We start from the raw sequence: 16,813 nt of genomic DNA, 5'->3' as shown, positions 1-16,813 counted from the left end.
TTTTCAGGCGCTGTTGCGGGCCAGCAATGCCTTTACCAGTTCGGGCGTGATCGCACCGTCGGCGGCAAAGCCGTTTGCCTTCTGAAACGCCTTGATCGCGGCATCGGTCTTGGCGCCGAGCACGCCGTCTGCGGGGCCGGCATCGTAGCCGTTCTTGTTGAGGATGGTCTGGATATCGCGCACCACGGTTTCCTTGTCGACGGGCGCGCTGGCGGCGACGAGATCAGCCGGGGTCCACTCTTTCGGGCTTGTCAGGCGGTTGGCGGCGTCATCGAGCGGCTCGGCCTTCCAGTTTTCGGCGAGTTTGCGGGCGCGGTTGAGATCGGCATTGCCGAGCGCTTCGGCCACTTCGTCGCGGCGCTTGGCGGCCTCGGCATCGCCTTCCCTGGCGGCGACGGCGAACCATTTGTAGGACTGCACCAGATCGGCATCGGCGCCCGCGCCGCGGGCATGCAGGATGGCGAGGTTGAACTGGCTGTCGGCGACCCCGTGGTCAGCGGCCTTCTGGAACCATTCGGCCGCCTCGGTGAAATCGGGCTTGCCGCCGTCCGCGCCGTTGGCGAGCATGACGGCGAGGTTGTGCATGGCGCTGACATTGCCCTTTTGGGCGGCTTCGCGATAAAGCGACACGGCCTTGCCCGCATCCTCGTCAACCCCTGTGCCCTTCTCGTAAAGGCTGCCGAGCTGGAAGGCGGCGGGCGCGGAGCCGCGCTCGGCCGCCAGCTCGAACCAGAAGGCGGCCTTTGAAAGATCCTGCTTGAAGCCGAGGCCGTCGAGATAGCGCAGGCCGATCTCGTAGAGCGCTGCCGGATCGCCGGCCGTGGCGGCATCGGCGAGGAGCTTCGTTTCAAGGCCGGCCGGCAGATCGGCCGTGATCGGCCGGAAACCGGTTTCTGATGCCTCGGTGACGACGTTCGTCTGCGGAGACGCAGTATCTGTTGCCGGGGCGGTGGCAACGGACGTTTTCGCTTCAACCGCTTCGGGAGATGCCTTGGCCGGCGTGTTCAGGACGTCGAGCACATCGCGTGTGGTGACGGCAGCGGTCTCCACCGCTTCTTCCGTCTTGTCTTCAAGCGCGGCAGCCGCCTTCTTGAGCTTTTCCGCCACGGGCGAAGGACCGGCGGCGTCCGTAGTCGCATCGGGCTCGATGCTGCCGGTCACCACATTGTCGGTTTCGATCATGCTGAAGGCGCGCACCGGCGCGCTTGCGACCTCTTCGGGCGCTTCGGCGGCGAAATTGTTCTTCACCACCGGCGTCATGGTGAGATCGATCGTGGCCGGGGCGGCGTTGCTGACCTTGACCGGCGCGGGCGCCGGCGCTTCCCGCCTGATCGTGGCGGCGTCGAGCGATTGCGCCGCCTGGAGAATGGCGTCGCGGTCGCGGCCCATGCCTGTCAGCAGCGGATAGGCCATGATCGCAAGCAGGATCGCGCCGCCTGCGAGATAGACCGGGCGGCGGGAGAACCTGTCCTTCGGCGGCTCGGCCGTCTCGGTCGTTTCCGTTTCGCCGGTTTCTTCGACCGCCGTGTGGACCGCGCGCCGCGCCGCGGCGATCAGATCGGCGCGCGGCGTGCGCGGTCCGAGGCCTTCGCTGATGACGCCGGCGGGCTTGGAGCGCGCGCCTTTCCGGCTCTCCGCCGCCGGGCGTTCATGCACCGGCAGCACGGGGCCGTGGCTCGGCATCGCGTCATTCTTCTGTCCCGCGCGCACCCGCGACAGGATATCCAGAACGTCCTGGCTACCGTCTTCCTCCGGTTTCGCATCGGAAGAACCGGCGTGGAAACGGGTTTCGAACGGCGGCGGGCCAAGGGGGGTAGTCGGCTGAACCCGCGGACGCGGCAGCGGCTTCTCGCGCGTTTCCGGCGTCCCGGCGGTGTCCGGGGCCTCCTGGGCCTTGACGCCGGGCATGGCATCGAGCCGGCTCGCGATCGTCTTCAATGTGTCGTGCAGGCCCGCGCTCGCCTTGTCCTGATCGGCGTTCGCCGGGATCCGGAGCGCCTTCAGATCGGCCGCGAGACCCTTGATGATTTCGATATGTTCGTCGTTCTCGCCCTTGCGCCCGGCCTCGAAATTCTTCAGCGCTTCTTCCGCCGCATGCTGGGCGGCCTCGATCACCAGATCGTCATTGCTGGCCGACAGCGCCTCGATGCGCGCGCCGATCCGCTCCTCAAGCTCGCCGATCGGCAGTTTCGGCTCCGGCCGGTTCATCAGCGTGGTGAGTTCGGCGATCTGGCGCTCGAGCTTCTGCAGTTCGGGACCGCTCTTGTCGCGGCGGCTCTCCTCCAGCCGGTTGGCAAGCGCCGTCAGCTGGGCGGAGAGGCGGCTTTCCGCGCCGTTCTGCTCCACGGCGGCGATCTTGCGCGACAGCCGCTCCTCAAGACCGGCGATGTCGAGGGCGTCAAGACGCTCCACGACCCGGCTTTCGGTCTCAAGGTTGGCTTCAATCTTGCGACGCAGTTCAGGGTCCGCGCCGGCAACCGGCATTGCGGAAATCTGGGCTGCGAGCCGGCGTTCGGCGGCGGAGAAGTCGATCTGGCCGATCTTGCCGGTGATGCGGGAGACGGCGTCTTCGAGCGCTGCCGGCTCGATGCCGCGCCTGTTCTCGATCAGCGTCGCAAGGTTTGAAAGCTGGCTCTTCAGCTCGCGCCGGTCATGGGCGCTGAAACTATCCGAGCCTGCGGTTTCGATCTTCTGCGCAAGGCGGCGCTCGGCGCCCTTGAGGTCGAGCCCGGCGATATTGTCGTTGAGCCGGTTGACCGCATCCTCGATTGCGCGGGGATCGCGGGTCTCGATCAGGCCCGCCAGATGGCCGATCTGGTCCTTGATTTCACGCCGATCGGCCTCGCTCAGTCCGCCCGCGCCGACACTGTCCAGCTTCGCCGCGATCCGGCGCTCAAGGCTTGTGAGATCAATATCGCCGACCTTGTCGGAAAGCGTGGCGACGGCCTTGCCGAGCGTATTGCGCTCGGTGCCGATCCGCTCGACAGCGCCCGCGAGCGCCTCGATGCGGGCTTCGAGCCTGGTATGGGCATCGGCGCTGTTATGGCTTTCGATGCGGCGGGCAACCGCGTCGAGGTTTTCCAGAAGTGTCGCTTGCTTGGTGCTCTGGTCGCGCATCTGCCAGACGACGGCGGCAACGGCGTTCGAAAGGTCGCCGAGGCGGGCTTCGAGCCGCTCCACCGCCGGGTCGCGCGGGGTCTCGCTCTGGCGGCGGCCGATCCGCTCCAGGTTGCGATCGATATCGTCGATGCGGCGCTCGATCGCGTGCATCTGGCCGTCGAGCCGGTCGCCGGAAGCGGGAATGCGCGCGCACAGCACCTCCATGGCTTCGGCAAGCCCCGCCATGCGGGCTTCGATCTCCTGAAGGCTGTGGCCGCTATCATCGTTCTCGAGAAAGCGCCGCACATCGTCGAGCCCGCGCGCCAGCGCCGTCAGTTCGAGATCGAGCCGGGCCGGATCGAAGGGCGCGATCTGGCGTTCGAGAGTGTCGAAACGGCTTTCCAGCCGGGCGACGCTCTTGGCATCGGCAAGCCCGCGCAGCAGCGTCTGCAGATGATCGAACTCGGCCATTAGCCGGCTGTCGTCATCGGCGGCGGCATTGCTCAAGAGCCAGTCGACGCCCTCGGAAATGCGGAGCAGTTCGCTGCGGGTGTCGTCATCTATGTCGCGGGTATCGGTCTGGCGCTCGATCTGGGAGAGCATGGTGTGCAGGCCGGCGAGTTCGTCCCTGAGGCTCGCGGTGAAATCGTCGCGCACCGACTGGCGGAGATCCTTCAGAGTGCGGGAAATGTCGCGCAGTTCGGCATCGAGGCGGGCATTGGCGGGCTCGGCCGGCAGTCGGCGCTCGCGGGGGGCACGGTCGCGGTAGTCGGGCGATCTGGCAGGCCCGCGCGGCGCGATGCCGGATGCGCGGGCTTCCATCATCTCGGAAAGCCGCGCCTCGAGGCCTTCGATCGTCTGGCTGAGCGCGTCGAGACCGGGTCTTGCCTCTACCCTCTCCTGTGCCATCCGCGCCTGCGCCATACCGCTGCCCCAAAATGTTGGCGGCTGCGCGCACATCCCCCGGCGCGCAGAACCGCATCAAAAATCCTGGCACAAGGATTCGCGCAACATGGTAAAGAAGTTGTTAATTTTCCGCGCTGAAGCGGGCGGAAAGTGCTGGAGCGGCGGCTTTTCCGGTTTTTCGGGGGCGCGGTTGCGGCGGCTTAGTCCGCGGTCACCATGGTTGCGCCGAAGATTGCGCCGGGGTTGCCGTCTGCGTCGGTGGCCTGCAGCAGGATCGCGCAGCCATCGCTCTCGCGCGGTTCCAGCACGCGCGCCGGCAGCGTCACCTTGGTGGCCTCGCCGTGCCACATGCCCACCGTCTGCACATCGGTGACGATATTGCGGTAGTCGATGGTCCGGCCTTCGTTCTCGCCGTCCTTGATCGCGACCTGTTCCCGGCTCTTGAAATAGACCACCAGCACATCGGCCTTGCCCTTGCCGCTGCCGATATCGATGATCACCTCGTCGCCGGATTTGCGCAGGCTGACCGGCACGGTCAGGCCCTTGTCATCGGATTTGAGATCGGCAATCGTTCCGCGCAGCTTGTCGAGGCTGGTGCCGACCATCTCGGCCCGCCCGTTGACCACGGCCTGCGGCGTGTAGACGCCGGAACGGCCCATCGCGGCGCTGTAATCATACTGCCGCTTGGTGTTTTCCGGGCTGCTCATCGTGTCGGTCCAGCCGAGATAGTTCCAGTAATCGACATGATAGCTGAGCACGATCACATCGCCCTCGTCCGCAAGCGTCGCCGCGGTCTTGTCGGCCGGCGGGCAGGAGGAGCAGCCCTGCGAAGTGAACAGCTCCACCACGCCGAGCGGGCTTTTGATCTCGCCTGCCTCAGCACCCGCAAGCGAGAAAGCGGCAAGGCAGGCACTCAATATGACAGTCTGTTTAAACACCGCTCAAAACCTTGGTCGTCGGGCACAGCGCCCGCTGAACTGGAAGGCAATCTAGCGCCAACGCACATCAATCGAAAGTCACGATGGGGTGAAAAAGCGGAAGCGTGGCGTGAGCGGGATGTGATGCGTATTGGTGCCGTCTAATGGGATGTATCCGCGCGCGGGCAAAAGCAGCCGGCCCCGGCCTGGACAGTTCTATCCTGCCGTGGCTTCTGGAGGATCAGTCGGACGACTCCGTGTCCGTACTTCTCATCTGATCGGTGATCTGCTTCAGGCTTACAGTCATTTCCTCGATAGCGCGCAAATCGATGCCGGAGAGCTTCTTGCTGATCTCGGTTTGGTGTTTCGCCACCGCGTTTTCGAATACCGTTTTGCCCTCGGGTGTGATCGAAGCTCTGAAAGAACGCCGGTCATTGGGCTCGACCGATCGCCTGACATAGCCGTCCGCCTCCAGCCGGGTGACGAGGCCGGAGACGTTTCCGTTCGTCACCTTAAGCTTTTTGGAAAGCGCGCCCATCGAAATTCCCTCGGGGTAACGATACAACTGCGCCATCACGTCGAACTTGGCGATGCTCAGACCGGCCTCGTTGATCAGGCGCGCGTTCAGGTCATTATAGATGAGGTGATGGACATTGAGGATCTGAAGCCAGAATCGGGTCTCCGCCTTCTGCCGACGGGAGAGACTGGCTTCCAGGGACGTATCGCTCTCGTGTTCCAGACCGTCAATCATCGCCGCAAAGCCTCCCTCGATAGCACCGATTGAGGAAGCATCTACTGACACCATTTTTCAGAATAGGCAACTATCGCGGCCCTGATATCCGCCGGAATGACGATGGACTTGTGGTGATCGAGCGCGGTCGTGACCGTGGTGAAATGTCCACGCAGGGCCTCACGACCGTCTTTCATGGCGTGCAGCATCAATGTGTAGGATTTGCTCCCGACCCGAACGACGCGCACGAATATCTCAAGCTTGTCGCCCATCATGCACGGCGTGAAAAAATCGGCCGATGCCGTCACATAGCCGAGACCCGTGCGGCGTTCGCCAATGACGTCGTAATAGTCGATTCCCAAAGCTTCGATGAACCACCCTTCAATGGCGTGATTGAACAGATCGAAGAATTTGGGCGTGTAGACGATGCCGGCGGGATCGCAATGCCCGTGCCGGATCGCCACCTTGAACGACCAGCATGATGGCGGCATGGCCTTGGCGTCAAGGGGAGAGGAAAATTCTTGCTGGCGCGCTGTCTTCTGGTCATTCATAGATGTGTTTCAATCGTCTGTATGGTCTCATTGAGAGATTTTTGTTCGGGATCCTTGACGGCGGCAAGCAATAACAGCCGCGCCCACTGCGCCGCATCGTCACGGTCCAGCAGCCGTAGTGTGGTGTTCATAACCTTGTCGAACTTGGCGTGTCCACGCACATGCGTGTCCGAATATCCCTTGATCAGCCGGCGGAAACGCAGCATTTCCACGCCAAGCTCGTAATTCGCCGTGAGACCGCGCTTTGCGTTGGTAAGCCATTCGTCGCGATGCGCCACCTCTGTCACGTGCCGCAATGAGACCCGCCGCATACGTTTCCAGCGCGCCACGCAGTAGAGCGCGACAAACCAGTGCAGGGAGTAGGTGTTGACATGCCGGCCCTTGTCCACGCGCCGGTCGAGCCAGGCATAAAATCCCTTGCGCGACCTGAGCCAGCGGGCGAAGCCCGCGGGCAGGGCCGACGAGACTTCCTCCATGCGCGGATGCATGAATTCGGTGGTCTTCAAAATCTGGTTGTCCTTGACCTTGAGCTCGCCGGCAATTCGGTCTTTGCGCGCCTTGCGGGTCTTCAGGTCGGCGACGCGCATCAGGTCGTCATAGACCATGGCGTTGGCGAGATACTTCGCCGCTTCGCTGGTGAACAGCCAGTCATGGCCGTCGCCGCCGGCCTGCCGGTCTGCGGCATGAAGGTTCGCCAGCAGGTCGAGATACTCGTCGCCATAGGCGACATCCTGGAACGCCACCACCTTCTTGAGACCCGCAAACGCCATCGGTTGCGCCGCCTCGGGCAGTTCGTTTCTAAGCCGCTGCAACAGACGGTCGGCCTTTCGCGAGGCCAGCCTGGATGGAACCGTCGCCACCGCGACGTCATCACTGGATTCGTCGACCGGGTCCGGTCCCTTGAGGGTGCGGTCATAGGCGGCGTCGAACGCGCGGATGCTCGCCTCCACGCCCTTGCCACCCTTGCGGATGACATCGTGATAGGCCTCCCGCTCGAAGGGCAGGGCGCCGGATGCAGCAAGGCTGCCGAACATCGACGCGGAAATGACGCTGCCATTGCGCACCGCCAGTTCATCCATGTCGAAAATGATCTTTTGCTTGGCGGTAACGCCAACGGCCTCATCAACCGTGCTGCTGGTCGCCACGCCCATGCCGGGCGGCATCTTCTCGGTCACCGCGAGCGCGCGATGGCTCGACGCGATCAATGTCGTCCGGTCTGGCGTCACCAGGCCGCGCAGGATCGAGCGCCCGGCCTCCATGAACTCGGACGCAATCACCACGTCGACATCGCCTGGCGTCGGCATCTGCGCAAGAATCGGATGCCGGCCGTTTTCGCGGGCCTTCATCATTTCGACATAGTAGATCGTCGCGCCGGTCCGCTGGGCGACGCCCGGAACCGATGTGGACTGACCGATCCAGCCCTGGCTTTCCGCCAGTTCGACGATCCAGCTCGTCAGCACGCCGCCGCCCTGGCCGCCCATTGCCACGATGGCGATGGAAATCGGTCGTTCCGTGGCCTCGCCCGCCGGAGCGAGGCTCAGTTTTACAGTATCATCTCTCATGTCGGTGTCAGGCCTCGAAGCTTACGGCGAAACGTTCGCGGGTGTTCTGCAGGAAACCGATGATGCTCATCGAAAGCCTGTTGGAAAACCGGTCCCACTTCGATGGGTTATTGATGACGTCCGCGCGATAGAAGCTCGGACAGAGAACGGCTGCGTCCGCCACTTCGCCGCAATTGCCGCATGCCACGCAAGTGTTGTCGATCGCGGCCACCGGGTCGTCGCGCAGCGGGTCGTCGAGTTGTTTCACCGAGAGCGATGGACAGCCAGAAAGCCGGATGCAGGCGTGATCGCCGGTGCAGACATCCTCGTCGACGCCGAATCGCGCGGTGACCGTCCTCTTGCCGTCGCTGATGGCCTTTCTGATCTGCGGCTTTACGCGGCGCTGCTTGTTGAGCATGCATTCCGAGGACGCAACGATAACCTTCGGCCCTTCGAATGGCGTTGTCAGCGCCTCCTTGAGGACGGCGCGCATCTTGTTGACGTCATAGGTGCGGTCGATCTCGCGCACCCATTCGACGCCGATGCCCTTGACCGCCTTGACGATGCTGTTGTTGGTGTTTCGCCGCTTGTTGAAGGCGCGCGATGACAGGATGTCCTGTCCTCCGGTGGCGGAGGAATAGAAATTGTCGATGATCAGGAACACGCCGTCATGCTTGTTGAAGACGGCGTTGCCGATACCGCTGGTCAGGCCGTTGTGCCAGAAACCGCCATCGCCCATGATCGAGATCGACCGTTTCGCGCCCTTGACGTTGAAGGCCGCCGACGATGCCCCGCCAAGGCCATAGCCCATGGTGGTGGCGCCGAGGTTGAACGGCGGCAGGATCGAGAACAGGTGACAGCCGATGTCGGCCGAGACGTGATGCTCGCCGATTTCCTCATGAACCAGCTTCATCGCCGTAAAGATCGGGCGCTCGGGACAGCCCGTGCAAAGACCGGGGGGGCGCGACGGCACCACTTCCTTTAGTTTTGCCACTTCCGGCAAGGCAAGTGTTGGCTTGGCGCTTGGCACGGGCGGCCGATTGCCAAGGCGGGTGGGCTCATGATCCTCGAAATAGCGCTGCAGTCCGTCGGTGAGCACTTCTGCGGTGTAGTCCCCGCCCATCGGCAGGTAATCCTTGCCATGCACGGTGGTGGCCGATCGGCCGCGGGCGAGGGTGGTGGAAATGGACTGCTCGATATATTCCGGCTGGCCTTCCTCGATCACCAGTACGGACTCAAGTCCCTCGCAGAACCGGTCGACCTCCGAGACGATCGTGGGGTAGGCGACATTCATCACGTAGATCGGGACATTGGTATCGCCATAGGCATCGGCCATGCCAAGGAACTGAAGGGCGCGGATCGTGCTGTTATAGGTGCCGCCCTGGACGATGATGCCGGTCTTGCTGCCGCTCTTCTCGCCGAAGAATTCGTTGAGCTTGTGCTTGGTGATGAACTCGATCGCGGCCGGCATCCGGCGTTTGATCTTTTCCTGCTCGTGCTCATAGGCAGCCGGCGGCAGAACGATCCGGTCGAGATCGCGCTTCGGGTTGTTCATCGCATCGGCAAGCGTGAATTCCGGGCGGACATTGTCCTTGCAGACGAAGCTGCCATGCATGTGGCAGGAGCGCACGCGCACCTGCAGCAGAACCGGCGTGTTGGATTCCTCGGAGAGTTCGAAGCCTTTCTCGATCAGGTTGACGATGCATTCCTGATCCGGGCGGGGGTCGAGAAGCCACATCTGCGACTTCATCGCAAAGGCGTGGGTGCGCTCCTGCATGATCGAGGAGCCTTCGCCGTAATCCTCGCCGACGATCACCATCGCGCCGCCGGTGACGCCGCCCGAGGCGAGATTGGCCAGCGCGTCCGATGCGACATTGGTGCCGACCGTGGACTTCCACGCCACCGCGCCCCGCAAGGGATACATTACCGATGCGGAAAGCATCGCCGCCGCGGTCGCCTCGTTGGCCATGCTCTGGAAGTTGACGCCCAGTTCCTCGAGGATTTCGTCGGCGTCGGCCAGCACGTCCATAAGGTGGGAAATCGGCGAGCCGGGATAGCCGCCGACATAGGAAATGCCGGACTGCAGGAGGGCCTTCGTGATTGCAAGAATACCCTCGCCGCGGAAAACGTCGCCCTCTCCCAGCTTGAGGTCTTGTACTTCTTTCGCAAATGAGCGTTCGGCCATCAAAGTCTCCAAAAAATATGCGCCAAGAATAATTTTATATGTAAAATATGTCAACGGGTTTTTCCGGTCGAGGTATCTGCCGAGGCCTTTCCCTGGCCGCGAATGCGATCGTTTCAGCGTGATACTTAAAACGGAGGGACGGCATCCCGATAAGCTGGCACGCGCTGTAGAGATCGCAAAGAAAAGGGTAGCCAAATATAATTTTATATGTAAAATACCTTGGCATAAGAGATGAATTTGTGGCGATCTCTATCGCATTTCCGGGCACCGAGAACCCAGAAAAAGAAAGCGAAATCAAATAAATAGATCGCATCCGGTTCTGGCTTGACATGGGAGTGGCCTGCAACGGCAGGCTTTCGTGGCAAGCAGGGCGCGCAGAGGCATCTCAGGTGCAAATTCTTGGCTCGCAAGGGAACGGTTGAATGCTTCCACTACGTGATTTTCCCAAATTCAAGGCGGCTGCCGTGCAGGCGAGCCCGGTCTATCTCGACGCCGCAGCGACGGTGGAGAAGGCTGCGGATCTGATCGCGGAGGCCGCCGGCAACGGCGCGCGCCTGATCGTGTTTCCGGAGGTGTTCGTTCCCGGCTATCCGTACTGGAACTGGATCACCGATCCGGTGACCGGCAGCGCCTGGTTCGACAAGCTGGTGCGCGCATCGGTGTTCGTGCCGGGGCCGGAAATCGACACGGTCCGCGCGGCGGCCCGCACCCACGGCGTCTACGTCATCCTGGGCGTGAACGAGCGCAGCCCGGTATCGCTTGGCGCGCTTTACAACACGCTGGTGTTCATTGGCCCCGACGGGGCGATCATCGGCAAGCACCGCAAACTGGTGCCGACATGGGCGGAAAAGCTGACCTGGACGGGCGGCGACGGATCCAGCCTCAAGGTTTACGATACCGAGATCGGGCCCCTCGGCGGTCTCGCCTGCGGCGAAAACACCAACACGCTGGCGCGTTTCTCGCTGCTGGCCCAGGGCGAGCTGGTGCATGCCGCAAGTTACATTTCCCTGCCCGTCGCGCCGCCGGATTACGATATGGCGGAGGCGATCAAGCTGCGCGGTCAGTCGCACAGTTTCGAGGGCAAGGTATTCACCATCATCTCCACCTCGACCGTTTCGGACGAGATCATCACCGAAATGGAAAAGGTCCGGCCTGACGCGCGGGCACTGCTGGAGCGCAAGTCCAGCGCCTTCTCGGGCATTATCGGCCCGGACGGCCGCGTCATCGGGGACGCCCTGATCGACGACGAGGGGATTGTCTATGCCGAGATCGACCTCGGCAAGTGCATTCAGCCCAAGCAGATGCACGATATCATCGGCCACTACAACCGGTTCGATGTTTTCCAGCTGAATGTGAACCAGACGGTCAGAAATCCGATCGAGACGCTTCGCGCGCCCGCCGACGAGGTGGAGCGGGAAAAGAGCGAAGCTTCGCCTGAGGATTTGGGGCCCATCAAGATCCATAAATGAGGAGGTTGAAGTCATGACTGATACAGCACAAAGCGATGACGTCCTGGGCCGCGCCCGCGTCAAGGACAATGCGGAACTCGAAGCCTACTACAACGATCTTGCCAAGCTCGACACGGGAGCCCTGTGGACGGTCGCCAACTCGATCGAACCCTGGCAGCCGACGCCGGCCTCGGCGCCGGTTCTCTGGAAGAATTCGGAATTGCGCGATCAGGTTCTGCGCGCGCTCGATCTGGTTCGCCCGGAAGATGCCGGCCGCCGCGTCGTCTATCTGCGCAACCCCAAGCGCACCGAAGTCAGTGCCGCCTGCGGCTGGCTGTTCTCCGGCATTCAGGTCATGCGGCCGGGCGAGCGGGCAGGGGCGCACAAGCATGCCGCCTCGGCCCTGCGCTTCATCATGGAAGGCGCCGGCGCCTACACGATCGTGGATGGCCACAAGATCAATCTCGGCGCTCGCGATTTCGTCATCACCCCGAACGGCACCTGGCATGAGCACGGCATTGCCGAAGACGGCGAAACCAGCATGTGGCAAGATGGGCTCGACATTCCGCTGACCAACGCGCTGGAGGCCAATTTCTACGCCGTTCACCCGGACGATTACCAGACCACCAATCTGCCGCTGAATGACAGCCCGCTGACCTATGGCGGTCCCGGGCTGCTGCCGCTCATGGACAAGTGGGACAAGCCCTATTCGCCCCTGATGCAGTATCGCTGGGAGCCGACATACGAAGCGCTCACGAACTATGCCAAGGTCTCCGACGGTTCGCCCTATGACGGCATCATCATGCGCTACACCAACCCGATCACGGGCGGCGATCCGATGCTCACCATGGGCGCTGCGATGCAGCTCCTGCGTCCTTCCGAACACACCAAGGCGCACCGCCATACCGGCAATGCCATTTATCAGGTCGCCAAGGGCGAGGGCTATTCGGTCATCAATGGTCAGCGCTTCGACTGGAAGGAAAAGGACATCTTCTGCGTTCCTGCCTGGATGTGGCACGAACACTGCAACACGTCGTCCGGCGACGACGCTTGCCTTTTCCAGTTCAACGACCTGCCGACCATTACCAAACTGGGTTTCTATGCCGAACAGGGCCTGAACGAAAACGACGGTCACCAGATCGTCAAAACGAACTAAATCAAGGACTGCATTATGAAATTGGTAACCTATCGCGGACACGTGTCCGCGGAGGGCCGTCTGGGCGTCGTCCAGGATGGCCTCGTCATCGACGTTGAAGGCCTCGGCGAGGCGGTCGGCGAAGTTTTCGCCGACTCGATGCTGGAACTGATCGACCAGGGTCCTGATGCCCTGGTCGCGCTCCGGTCCGCCCTGAAGGAGACCGACGGCGCCCGTCCGCCCGGGATCGCGGTGCCGCTGGAAAACGTCAGGCTGCTGGCGCCGATCCCGCGCCCGCGCAAGAACATCTTCGGCATTGGCCTCAACTACGTCGAGCATGTAGCGGAATCCGCGAAGTCGCTGGATACGTCGAAGGATCTTCCCAAGCAGCCGGTGGTTTTCTCCAAGCCGCCGACCGCGGTGATCGCCGATGGCGAGGGCATCCAGCACAATGCCGCGATGACCCAACAGCTCGACTGGGAAGTCGAACTGGCGGTGATCATCGGAAAGCGCGCCACCCGGATCGCCAAGGACGATGCGATGAGCCACGTCTTCGGTTATTCGGTCATCAATGACGTATCCGCCCGCGACAACCGTCGCGCCGGCCAGTGGATTTTCTCCAAGGGGCAGGACACCTATTGCCCGTTCGGACCGATGATCGTGACGGCCGACGAGATCGCCGACCCGCATAATCTCGACCTCTGGCTGAAGAAGAATGGCGAGGAAAAGCAGCGCTCCAACACAAAGCACCTGCTGTTCGACATTCCGACCCTGATCTCCGACCTTTCGAGCGGCATGACGCTTGAGCCCGGCGACATCATCGCGACCGGCACGCCGTCGGGCGTGGGCGCCGGCCGTGATCCGCAGGAATGGATGTGGCCCGGCGACGTGATCGAGTGCGGCGTGGATGGCATCGGGGTTCTGCGCAATCCCGTCGTCAGGATCGGATGAGCGTCATGGAGAACCTCAACAATACCATCAAGATCGGTCAGATCGTTCCGTCGTCGAACCTGACGATGGAACGGGAGATCCCGGCGATGCTGCGCGCCCGCGAGCAGATCCTGCCGGAGCGCTTTTCCTTCCACTCATCGCGCATGCGCATGAAGAAGGTGACGGCCGAGGAGCTGAAGGCGATGGATTGCGACAGCGACAGATGCGCCCTGGAGCTGTCCGACGCCGCCGTCGATGTTATGGGATATGCCTGCCTCGTGGCCATCATGGCTATGGGCAAGGGCTATCACCGCGAAAGCCAGGCTCGCCTGCACAAGTTGACCGTGGAAAACGGGCATCCCGCGCCGGTGGTCAGTTCGGCGGGCGCGCTTGTCGATGGGTTGCACCTGATGGGGGCGAAGCGCATTTCGATCGTCGCGCCCTATATGAAGCCGCTTACCCAGATGGTGGCCGACTATATCGAGAGCGAGGAGATCGAGGTCAGCGATTATGTCGCGCTCGAGATTCCGGACAATCTCGAGGTGTCGAGACAGAACACCGACAATCTTCTCGACATCTACAAGAAGGTCAATCTGAAGAACATCGATGCGCTGGTGCTATCCGCCTGCGTGCAGATGCCGTCCCTGGCCGCGATCCAGAAGGTCGAGGACGAGTGCGGTATCCCTGTCCTGTCCGCATCCGTCGCCACCACGCACCAGATGCTCAAGGGCCTCGGCCTTGAGGCCCGGGTGCCGAACGCAGGCGCGCTGCTTTCGGGCAAATACAGCTAGAGAGCGTCCGGTGAGTACGCCTCACCGGACGAAAGACCAACGCGGTCAGGCGATGTCGAGAACGATGCGGCCGCGCGACACCTTGCCCGCCTCCATCATCCGATGCGCCTCGCTCGCTTGCGCAAGGGGCAGGCGGCGGGCGACCTGCGGACGAAACACGCCGTCGCGCGCCAGCTTCGCCACTGCCTCGATGGCATATTTCCTGTCATGGATGTGAGGCACGCTGATCCGGACGCCATATCGCTCGGACTGGTCTTCGAAAGGCGCGGCGCGCAGGCACACCATGTGGCCGCCGCGTTTCAGAACATCGTATGAGCGGCGGTGCACCTCGCCGCCCATCAGGTCGAGAACGATGTCGAAGGGCTCCTCGACCGCGGTGAAGTCGTCTCTGTCGTAGGCAATCACCTCATCCGCGCCCATCCCGGTGACATAGTCGGCGTTGGCCGCGCGACAGGTGGTCGTCACGTGGCAACCAAGATGATGGGCGAGTTGAATGGCAAGTCCGCCGATCGCGCCGGCGCCGGCATGCACCAGAATGCGCGCGTCGGCCTTCAGATCGGCGGTCTCCACAAGGCATATCCAGGCGCAGATACCCGCATGCATCAGCGAAGCCGCCTCGCCGAACTCCAGCGTTTCGGGCATGGCCACGATGCTGTCCTGATCGCGCACGATCTTTTCCGCATAGGTGCCGTCTTCGGCATGCTGCGCCACCACGCACACCGCGTCGCCGACGCTTGCATAGTCTACGCCGTCTCCGAGTTCGAGCACGATCCCGGCGCCGTCGCGGCCGGGTATCTTCGGCAGGGTGACAGGGAGCATGTCTTGCAGCATGCCAGAGCGCACTTTCCAGTCGGCGGGAATGGCGCTCGCCGCCTTAAGGCCCACGAGCACCTCGCCGGGGCCTGGCCGGGGATCGGCAATTTCGACCATCTTCAGCACACTCAGGTCGCCATAGGAGTCATATCTTATTGCGCGCATGGTTCACCGAGGATATGTTTTAGGAATAAAATAATATGTGTCGCACATTGTGCGGCCTGTCAACTCGATCCGCCGGGAGAAATTGATGCGCTTTGCCTACTTTCTGTCCTTCTTCGACCGCGACAATCCCGGCAGGGAAGTGGATCGCGCAACCCTGGACCGGGTTGGCGACATTGTGCGCTCCACGCCCTACCTGAAGCGCGGGCTTGTGTTTCACGCCGATCAGAGCGCGGGACAACATTATCCCGCCGACGACGCGCCGCCTCAACTGGCGCTGCAGCTCTATTTCGATGAAATCGCGCATCTGGAGAGCGCGGTCGCGCGCGACGGCCATCTCCAGCAACTGGCCTTGCCGCAGACCCTGCCGGACCTCGCTGCCGCCGAGGCCGAGCAGCAGGCCATGATCGTGCGGCGCTTCGCGGTGCCCGAACCGGCGCGCGACCAGCCCGTATCCGAGCCTTTCTGCACCTATCTCGTGCACTATCCAGGCCCCGCCGAGGATCTGAACGCCTGGCTCGACCACTATGTGCGCGAACACCCGCCGATCATGGCGAAATTTCCCAAAGTGCGGGAAGCCGAAGTGTGCTCGCGCATGGACTGGCTGGGCTTCCTGCCATGGCCCAGGGTCGACTATATGCAACGCAACAAGGTCGTGTTCGACAGCGGAGAGGATCTGGTTGCCGCGCTGAACTCGCCGGTGCGCGAGGAGATGCGCGCCGATTTCGTCGCGTTCCCGCCCTTCAGCGGCGGCAACGCGCATTACCCCCTGACAACGCAGGAATTTTTGCCGTAGGGCCTTTTTTCGGTCGGTCGCCCTCTATTGGCCGGGGGCGACCGCGAGAACCCGAAGCGGACTTCCCGAGCCATTGAGAATCTTCAGCGGCGCGGCAAAGACGATTGCGCCTCTTGGCGGCAACTGATCGAGATTGCACAGGCATTGCAGCCCGTACCGGCCCGCGCCATGCAGATAATAGTGGGCCGGGTGCGGCGGGTTGAGATGGTTGGCCTGTCCCCAGTCCGTTCCGATGGTTTCTGTGCCGAAACCGAGAATGCCGCGCTCTTCCACCAGCCATTTCATCACATCGGCGTCCGGACCGGGGGTATGAGCGCCGTCTTCCTTCAGGTTTGCATAGTCGCGGAAGTCGCGCTTCGACCAGTCGGTGCGCAGCAGAACCCACTCACCCGGCTCGATTTTGCCGTGTTGCTGCTCCCATGCGATCACATGGTTGCGGGTCAGAAGGAAATCCTCGTCCGCTGCGGCTTCCGCCGAGCAGTCGATCACGCAGGCGGGGGCGATCATATGCTTGACCGGCAAGGTGTCGACGGAGCCATTGGGCACGTCCTTGCCGGTATGCCAGTGGATCGGCGCATCGAAATGGGTGCCGGTATGCTCGCTCAGCGAAATCTCGTTCCAGTACCAGCCCGGACCGGCCTCGTCATAGCGCGAAATGGTGCGTATGCGCACCGGCGCGGCCTGCCCGAGTTCCGGCGGCAGCACCAGAACGGGAAAGTCCGGCGACAGCGTGAAGGTGAGATCAACGATCTGCAGGGCGCCGGAGGCGATCGCAACTGCAAGTTCGGTCGGGTCGGTCAATGCCATTG

Annotated in this window: 13 protein-coding genes; 5 read left to right on the top strand and 8 right to left on the bottom strand. The window is 62.6% G+C overall.

Annotated features, from left to right (window positions below):
* Positions 1–3 precede the first annotated feature (3 nt).
* The 6 genes from K7H91_RS11560 to K7H91_RS11535 all read right to left on the bottom strand — a co-directional run bounded on the left by K7H91_RS11560 (position 4) and on the right by K7H91_RS11535 (position 9,929).
* Positions 4–4,008 (bottom strand): peptidoglycan-binding protein, encoded by a 4,005-nt coding sequence (locus K7H91_RS11560; RefSeq protein WP_230720384.1) that lies wholly within the window; start codon positions 4,006–4,008, stop codon positions 4–6.
* Between the two features lie 197 nt (positions 4,009–4,205).
* Entirely contained in the window at positions 4,206–4,943 is a 738-nt protein-coding gene (locus tag K7H91_RS11555) for a DUF1223 domain-containing protein (RefSeq protein WP_230720383.1), read from the bottom strand.
* Positions 4,944–5,163: 220 nt separating this feature from the next.
* Positions 5,164–5,673 carry a MarR family winged helix-turn-helix transcriptional regulator gene (locus tag K7H91_RS11550; RefSeq protein WP_230720382.1) on the bottom strand — a complete coding sequence of 170 codons (510 nt, stop codon included), beginning with the start codon at positions 5,671–5,673 and terminating at the stop codon, positions 5,164–5,166.
* A 41-nt stretch (positions 5,674–5,714) separates the two neighbouring features.
* Complete coding sequence (locus K7H91_RS11545) at positions 5,715–6,203, bottom strand: acyl-CoA thioesterase (RefSeq protein ID WP_230720381.1); 489 nt, start codon at positions 6,201–6,203, stop codon at positions 5,715–5,717.
* The gene (locus K7H91_RS11540) at positions 6,200–7,765 is read right to left on the bottom strand and encodes an indolepyruvate oxidoreductase subunit beta family protein (RefSeq protein WP_230720380.1); all 1,566 of its coding nucleotides are present in this window, start codon (positions 7,763–7,765) and stop codon (positions 6,200–6,202) included. The genes K7H91_RS11545 and K7H91_RS11540 overlap by 4 nt, the downstream gene beginning before the upstream one ends.
* A 7-nt stretch (positions 7,766–7,772) precedes the next feature.
* Positions 7,773–9,929 carry an indolepyruvate ferredoxin oxidoreductase subunit alpha gene (locus K7H91_RS11535; protein WP_230720379.1) on the bottom strand — a complete coding sequence of 719 codons (2,157 nt, stop codon included), beginning with the start codon at positions 9,927–9,929 and terminating at the stop codon, positions 7,773–7,775.
* A 422-nt stretch (positions 9,930–10,351) separates the two neighbouring features.
* Here K7H91_RS11535 and K7H91_RS11530 point away from each other — a divergent pair, with 422 nt between their 5' ends.
* Genes K7H91_RS11530 through K7H91_RS11515 form a run of 4 tightly spaced genes read left to right on the top strand, consistent with a single transcriptional unit; the run spans position 10,352 to position 14,233 of the window.
* Entirely contained in the window at positions 10,352–11,398 is a 1,047-nt protein-coding gene (locus K7H91_RS11530) for a carbon-nitrogen hydrolase family protein (RefSeq protein WP_230720378.1), read from the top strand.
* 13 nt (positions 11,399–11,411) lie between these two features.
* Positions 11,412–12,533 (top strand): cupin domain-containing protein, encoded by a 1,122-nt coding sequence (locus K7H91_RS11525; RefSeq protein ID WP_230720377.1) that lies wholly within the window; start codon positions 11,412–11,414, stop codon positions 12,531–12,533.
* 15 nt (positions 12,534–12,548) lie between these two features.
* Positions 12,549–13,463: a fumarylacetoacetate hydrolase family protein gene (locus K7H91_RS11520; RefSeq protein ID WP_230720376.1), complete on the top strand. Its 915-nt coding sequence runs from the start codon at positions 12,549–12,551 to the stop codon at positions 13,461–13,463.
* 5 nt (positions 13,464–13,468) lie between these two features.
* A complete protein-coding gene (locus K7H91_RS11515; protein ID WP_330166001.1) occupies positions 13,469–14,233 on the top strand; it encodes an Asp/Glu racemase in 765 nt (254 codons plus the stop codon).
* A 45-nt stretch (positions 14,234–14,278) separates the two neighbouring features.
* Here the strand turns inward: K7H91_RS11515 and K7H91_RS11510 are convergent, their stop codons facing one another.
* A complete protein-coding gene (locus tag K7H91_RS11510; protein WP_230720375.1) occupies positions 14,279–15,211 on the bottom strand; it encodes an NADP-dependent oxidoreductase in 933 nt (310 codons plus the stop codon).
* Between the two features lie 85 nt (positions 15,212–15,296).
* On the opposite strand from K7H91_RS11510, the gene K7H91_RS11505 reads away from it, so the two are divergent.
* Positions 15,297–16,004 carry a hypothetical protein gene (locus K7H91_RS11505; RefSeq protein ID WP_230720374.1) on the top strand — a complete coding sequence of 236 codons (708 nt, stop codon included), beginning with the start codon at positions 15,297–15,299 and terminating at the stop codon, positions 16,002–16,004.
* A gap of 24 nt (positions 16,005–16,028) precedes the next feature.
* Here K7H91_RS11505 and K7H91_RS11500 read toward each other — a convergent pair whose 3' ends face one another.
* On the bottom strand, positions 16,029–16,811 hold the full coding sequence (locus K7H91_RS11500; protein WP_230720373.1) for a cyclase family protein: 783 nt from the start codon (positions 16,809–16,811) through the stop codon (positions 16,029–16,031).
* Positions 16,812–16,813 lie beyond the last annotated feature (2 nt).

It is taken from the genome of Martelella mediterranea (genome assembly GCF_021021415.1).
GTDB classification, from domain to species: domain Bacteria; phylum Pseudomonadota; class Alphaproteobacteria; order Rhizobiales; family Rhizobiaceae; genus Martelella; species Martelella mediterranea_C.
This window is presented reverse-complemented; position numbering and strand designations above follow the sequence as displayed.

Excerpts from the sequence above, each read along its gene's own strand:
- K7H91_RS11550 (WP_230720382.1), bottom strand. The coding sequence starts at position 5,673 with ATGATTGACGGTCTGGAACACGAGAGCGATACGTCCCTGGAAGCCAGT.
- K7H91_RS11515 (WP_330166001.1), top strand. The coding sequence starts at position 13,469 with ATGGAGAACCTCAACAATACCATCAAGATCGGTCAGATCGTTCCGTCG.
- K7H91_RS11535 (WP_230720379.1), bottom strand. The coding sequence starts at position 9,929 with ATGGCCGAACGCTCATTTGCGAAAGAAGTACAAGACCTCAAGCTGGGA.
- K7H91_RS11540 (WP_230720380.1), bottom strand. The coding sequence starts at position 7,765 with ATGAGAGATGATACTGTAAAACTGAGCCTCGCTCCGGCGGGCGAGGCC.
- K7H91_RS11500 (WP_230720373.1), bottom strand. The coding sequence starts at position 16,811 with ATGGCATTGACCGACCCGACCGAACTTGCAGTTGCGATCGCCTCCGGC.
- K7H91_RS11505 (WP_230720374.1), top strand. The coding sequence starts at position 15,297 with ATGCGCTTTGCCTACTTTCTGTCCTTCTTCGACCGCGACAATCCCGGC.
- K7H91_RS11545 (WP_230720381.1), bottom strand. The coding sequence starts at position 6,203 with ATGAATGACCAGAAGACAGCGCGCCAGCAAGAATTTTCCTCTCCCCTT.
- K7H91_RS11525 (WP_230720377.1), top strand. The coding sequence starts at position 11,412 with ATGACTGATACAGCACAAAGCGATGACGTCCTGGGCCGCGCCCGCGTC.
- K7H91_RS11530 (WP_230720378.1), top strand. The coding sequence starts at position 10,352 with ATGCTTCCACTACGTGATTTTCCCAAATTCAAGGCGGCTGCCGTGCAG.
- K7H91_RS11510 (WP_230720375.1), bottom strand. The coding sequence starts at position 15,211 with ATGCGCGCAATAAGATATGACTCCTATGGCGACCTGAGTGTGCTGAAG.
- K7H91_RS11520 (WP_230720376.1), top strand. The coding sequence starts at position 12,549 with ATGAAATTGGTAACCTATCGCGGACACGTGTCCGCGGAGGGCCGTCTG.
- K7H91_RS11560 (WP_230720384.1), bottom strand. The coding sequence starts at position 4,008 with ATGGCACAGGAGAGGGTAGAGGCAAGACCCGGTCTCGACGCGCTCAGC.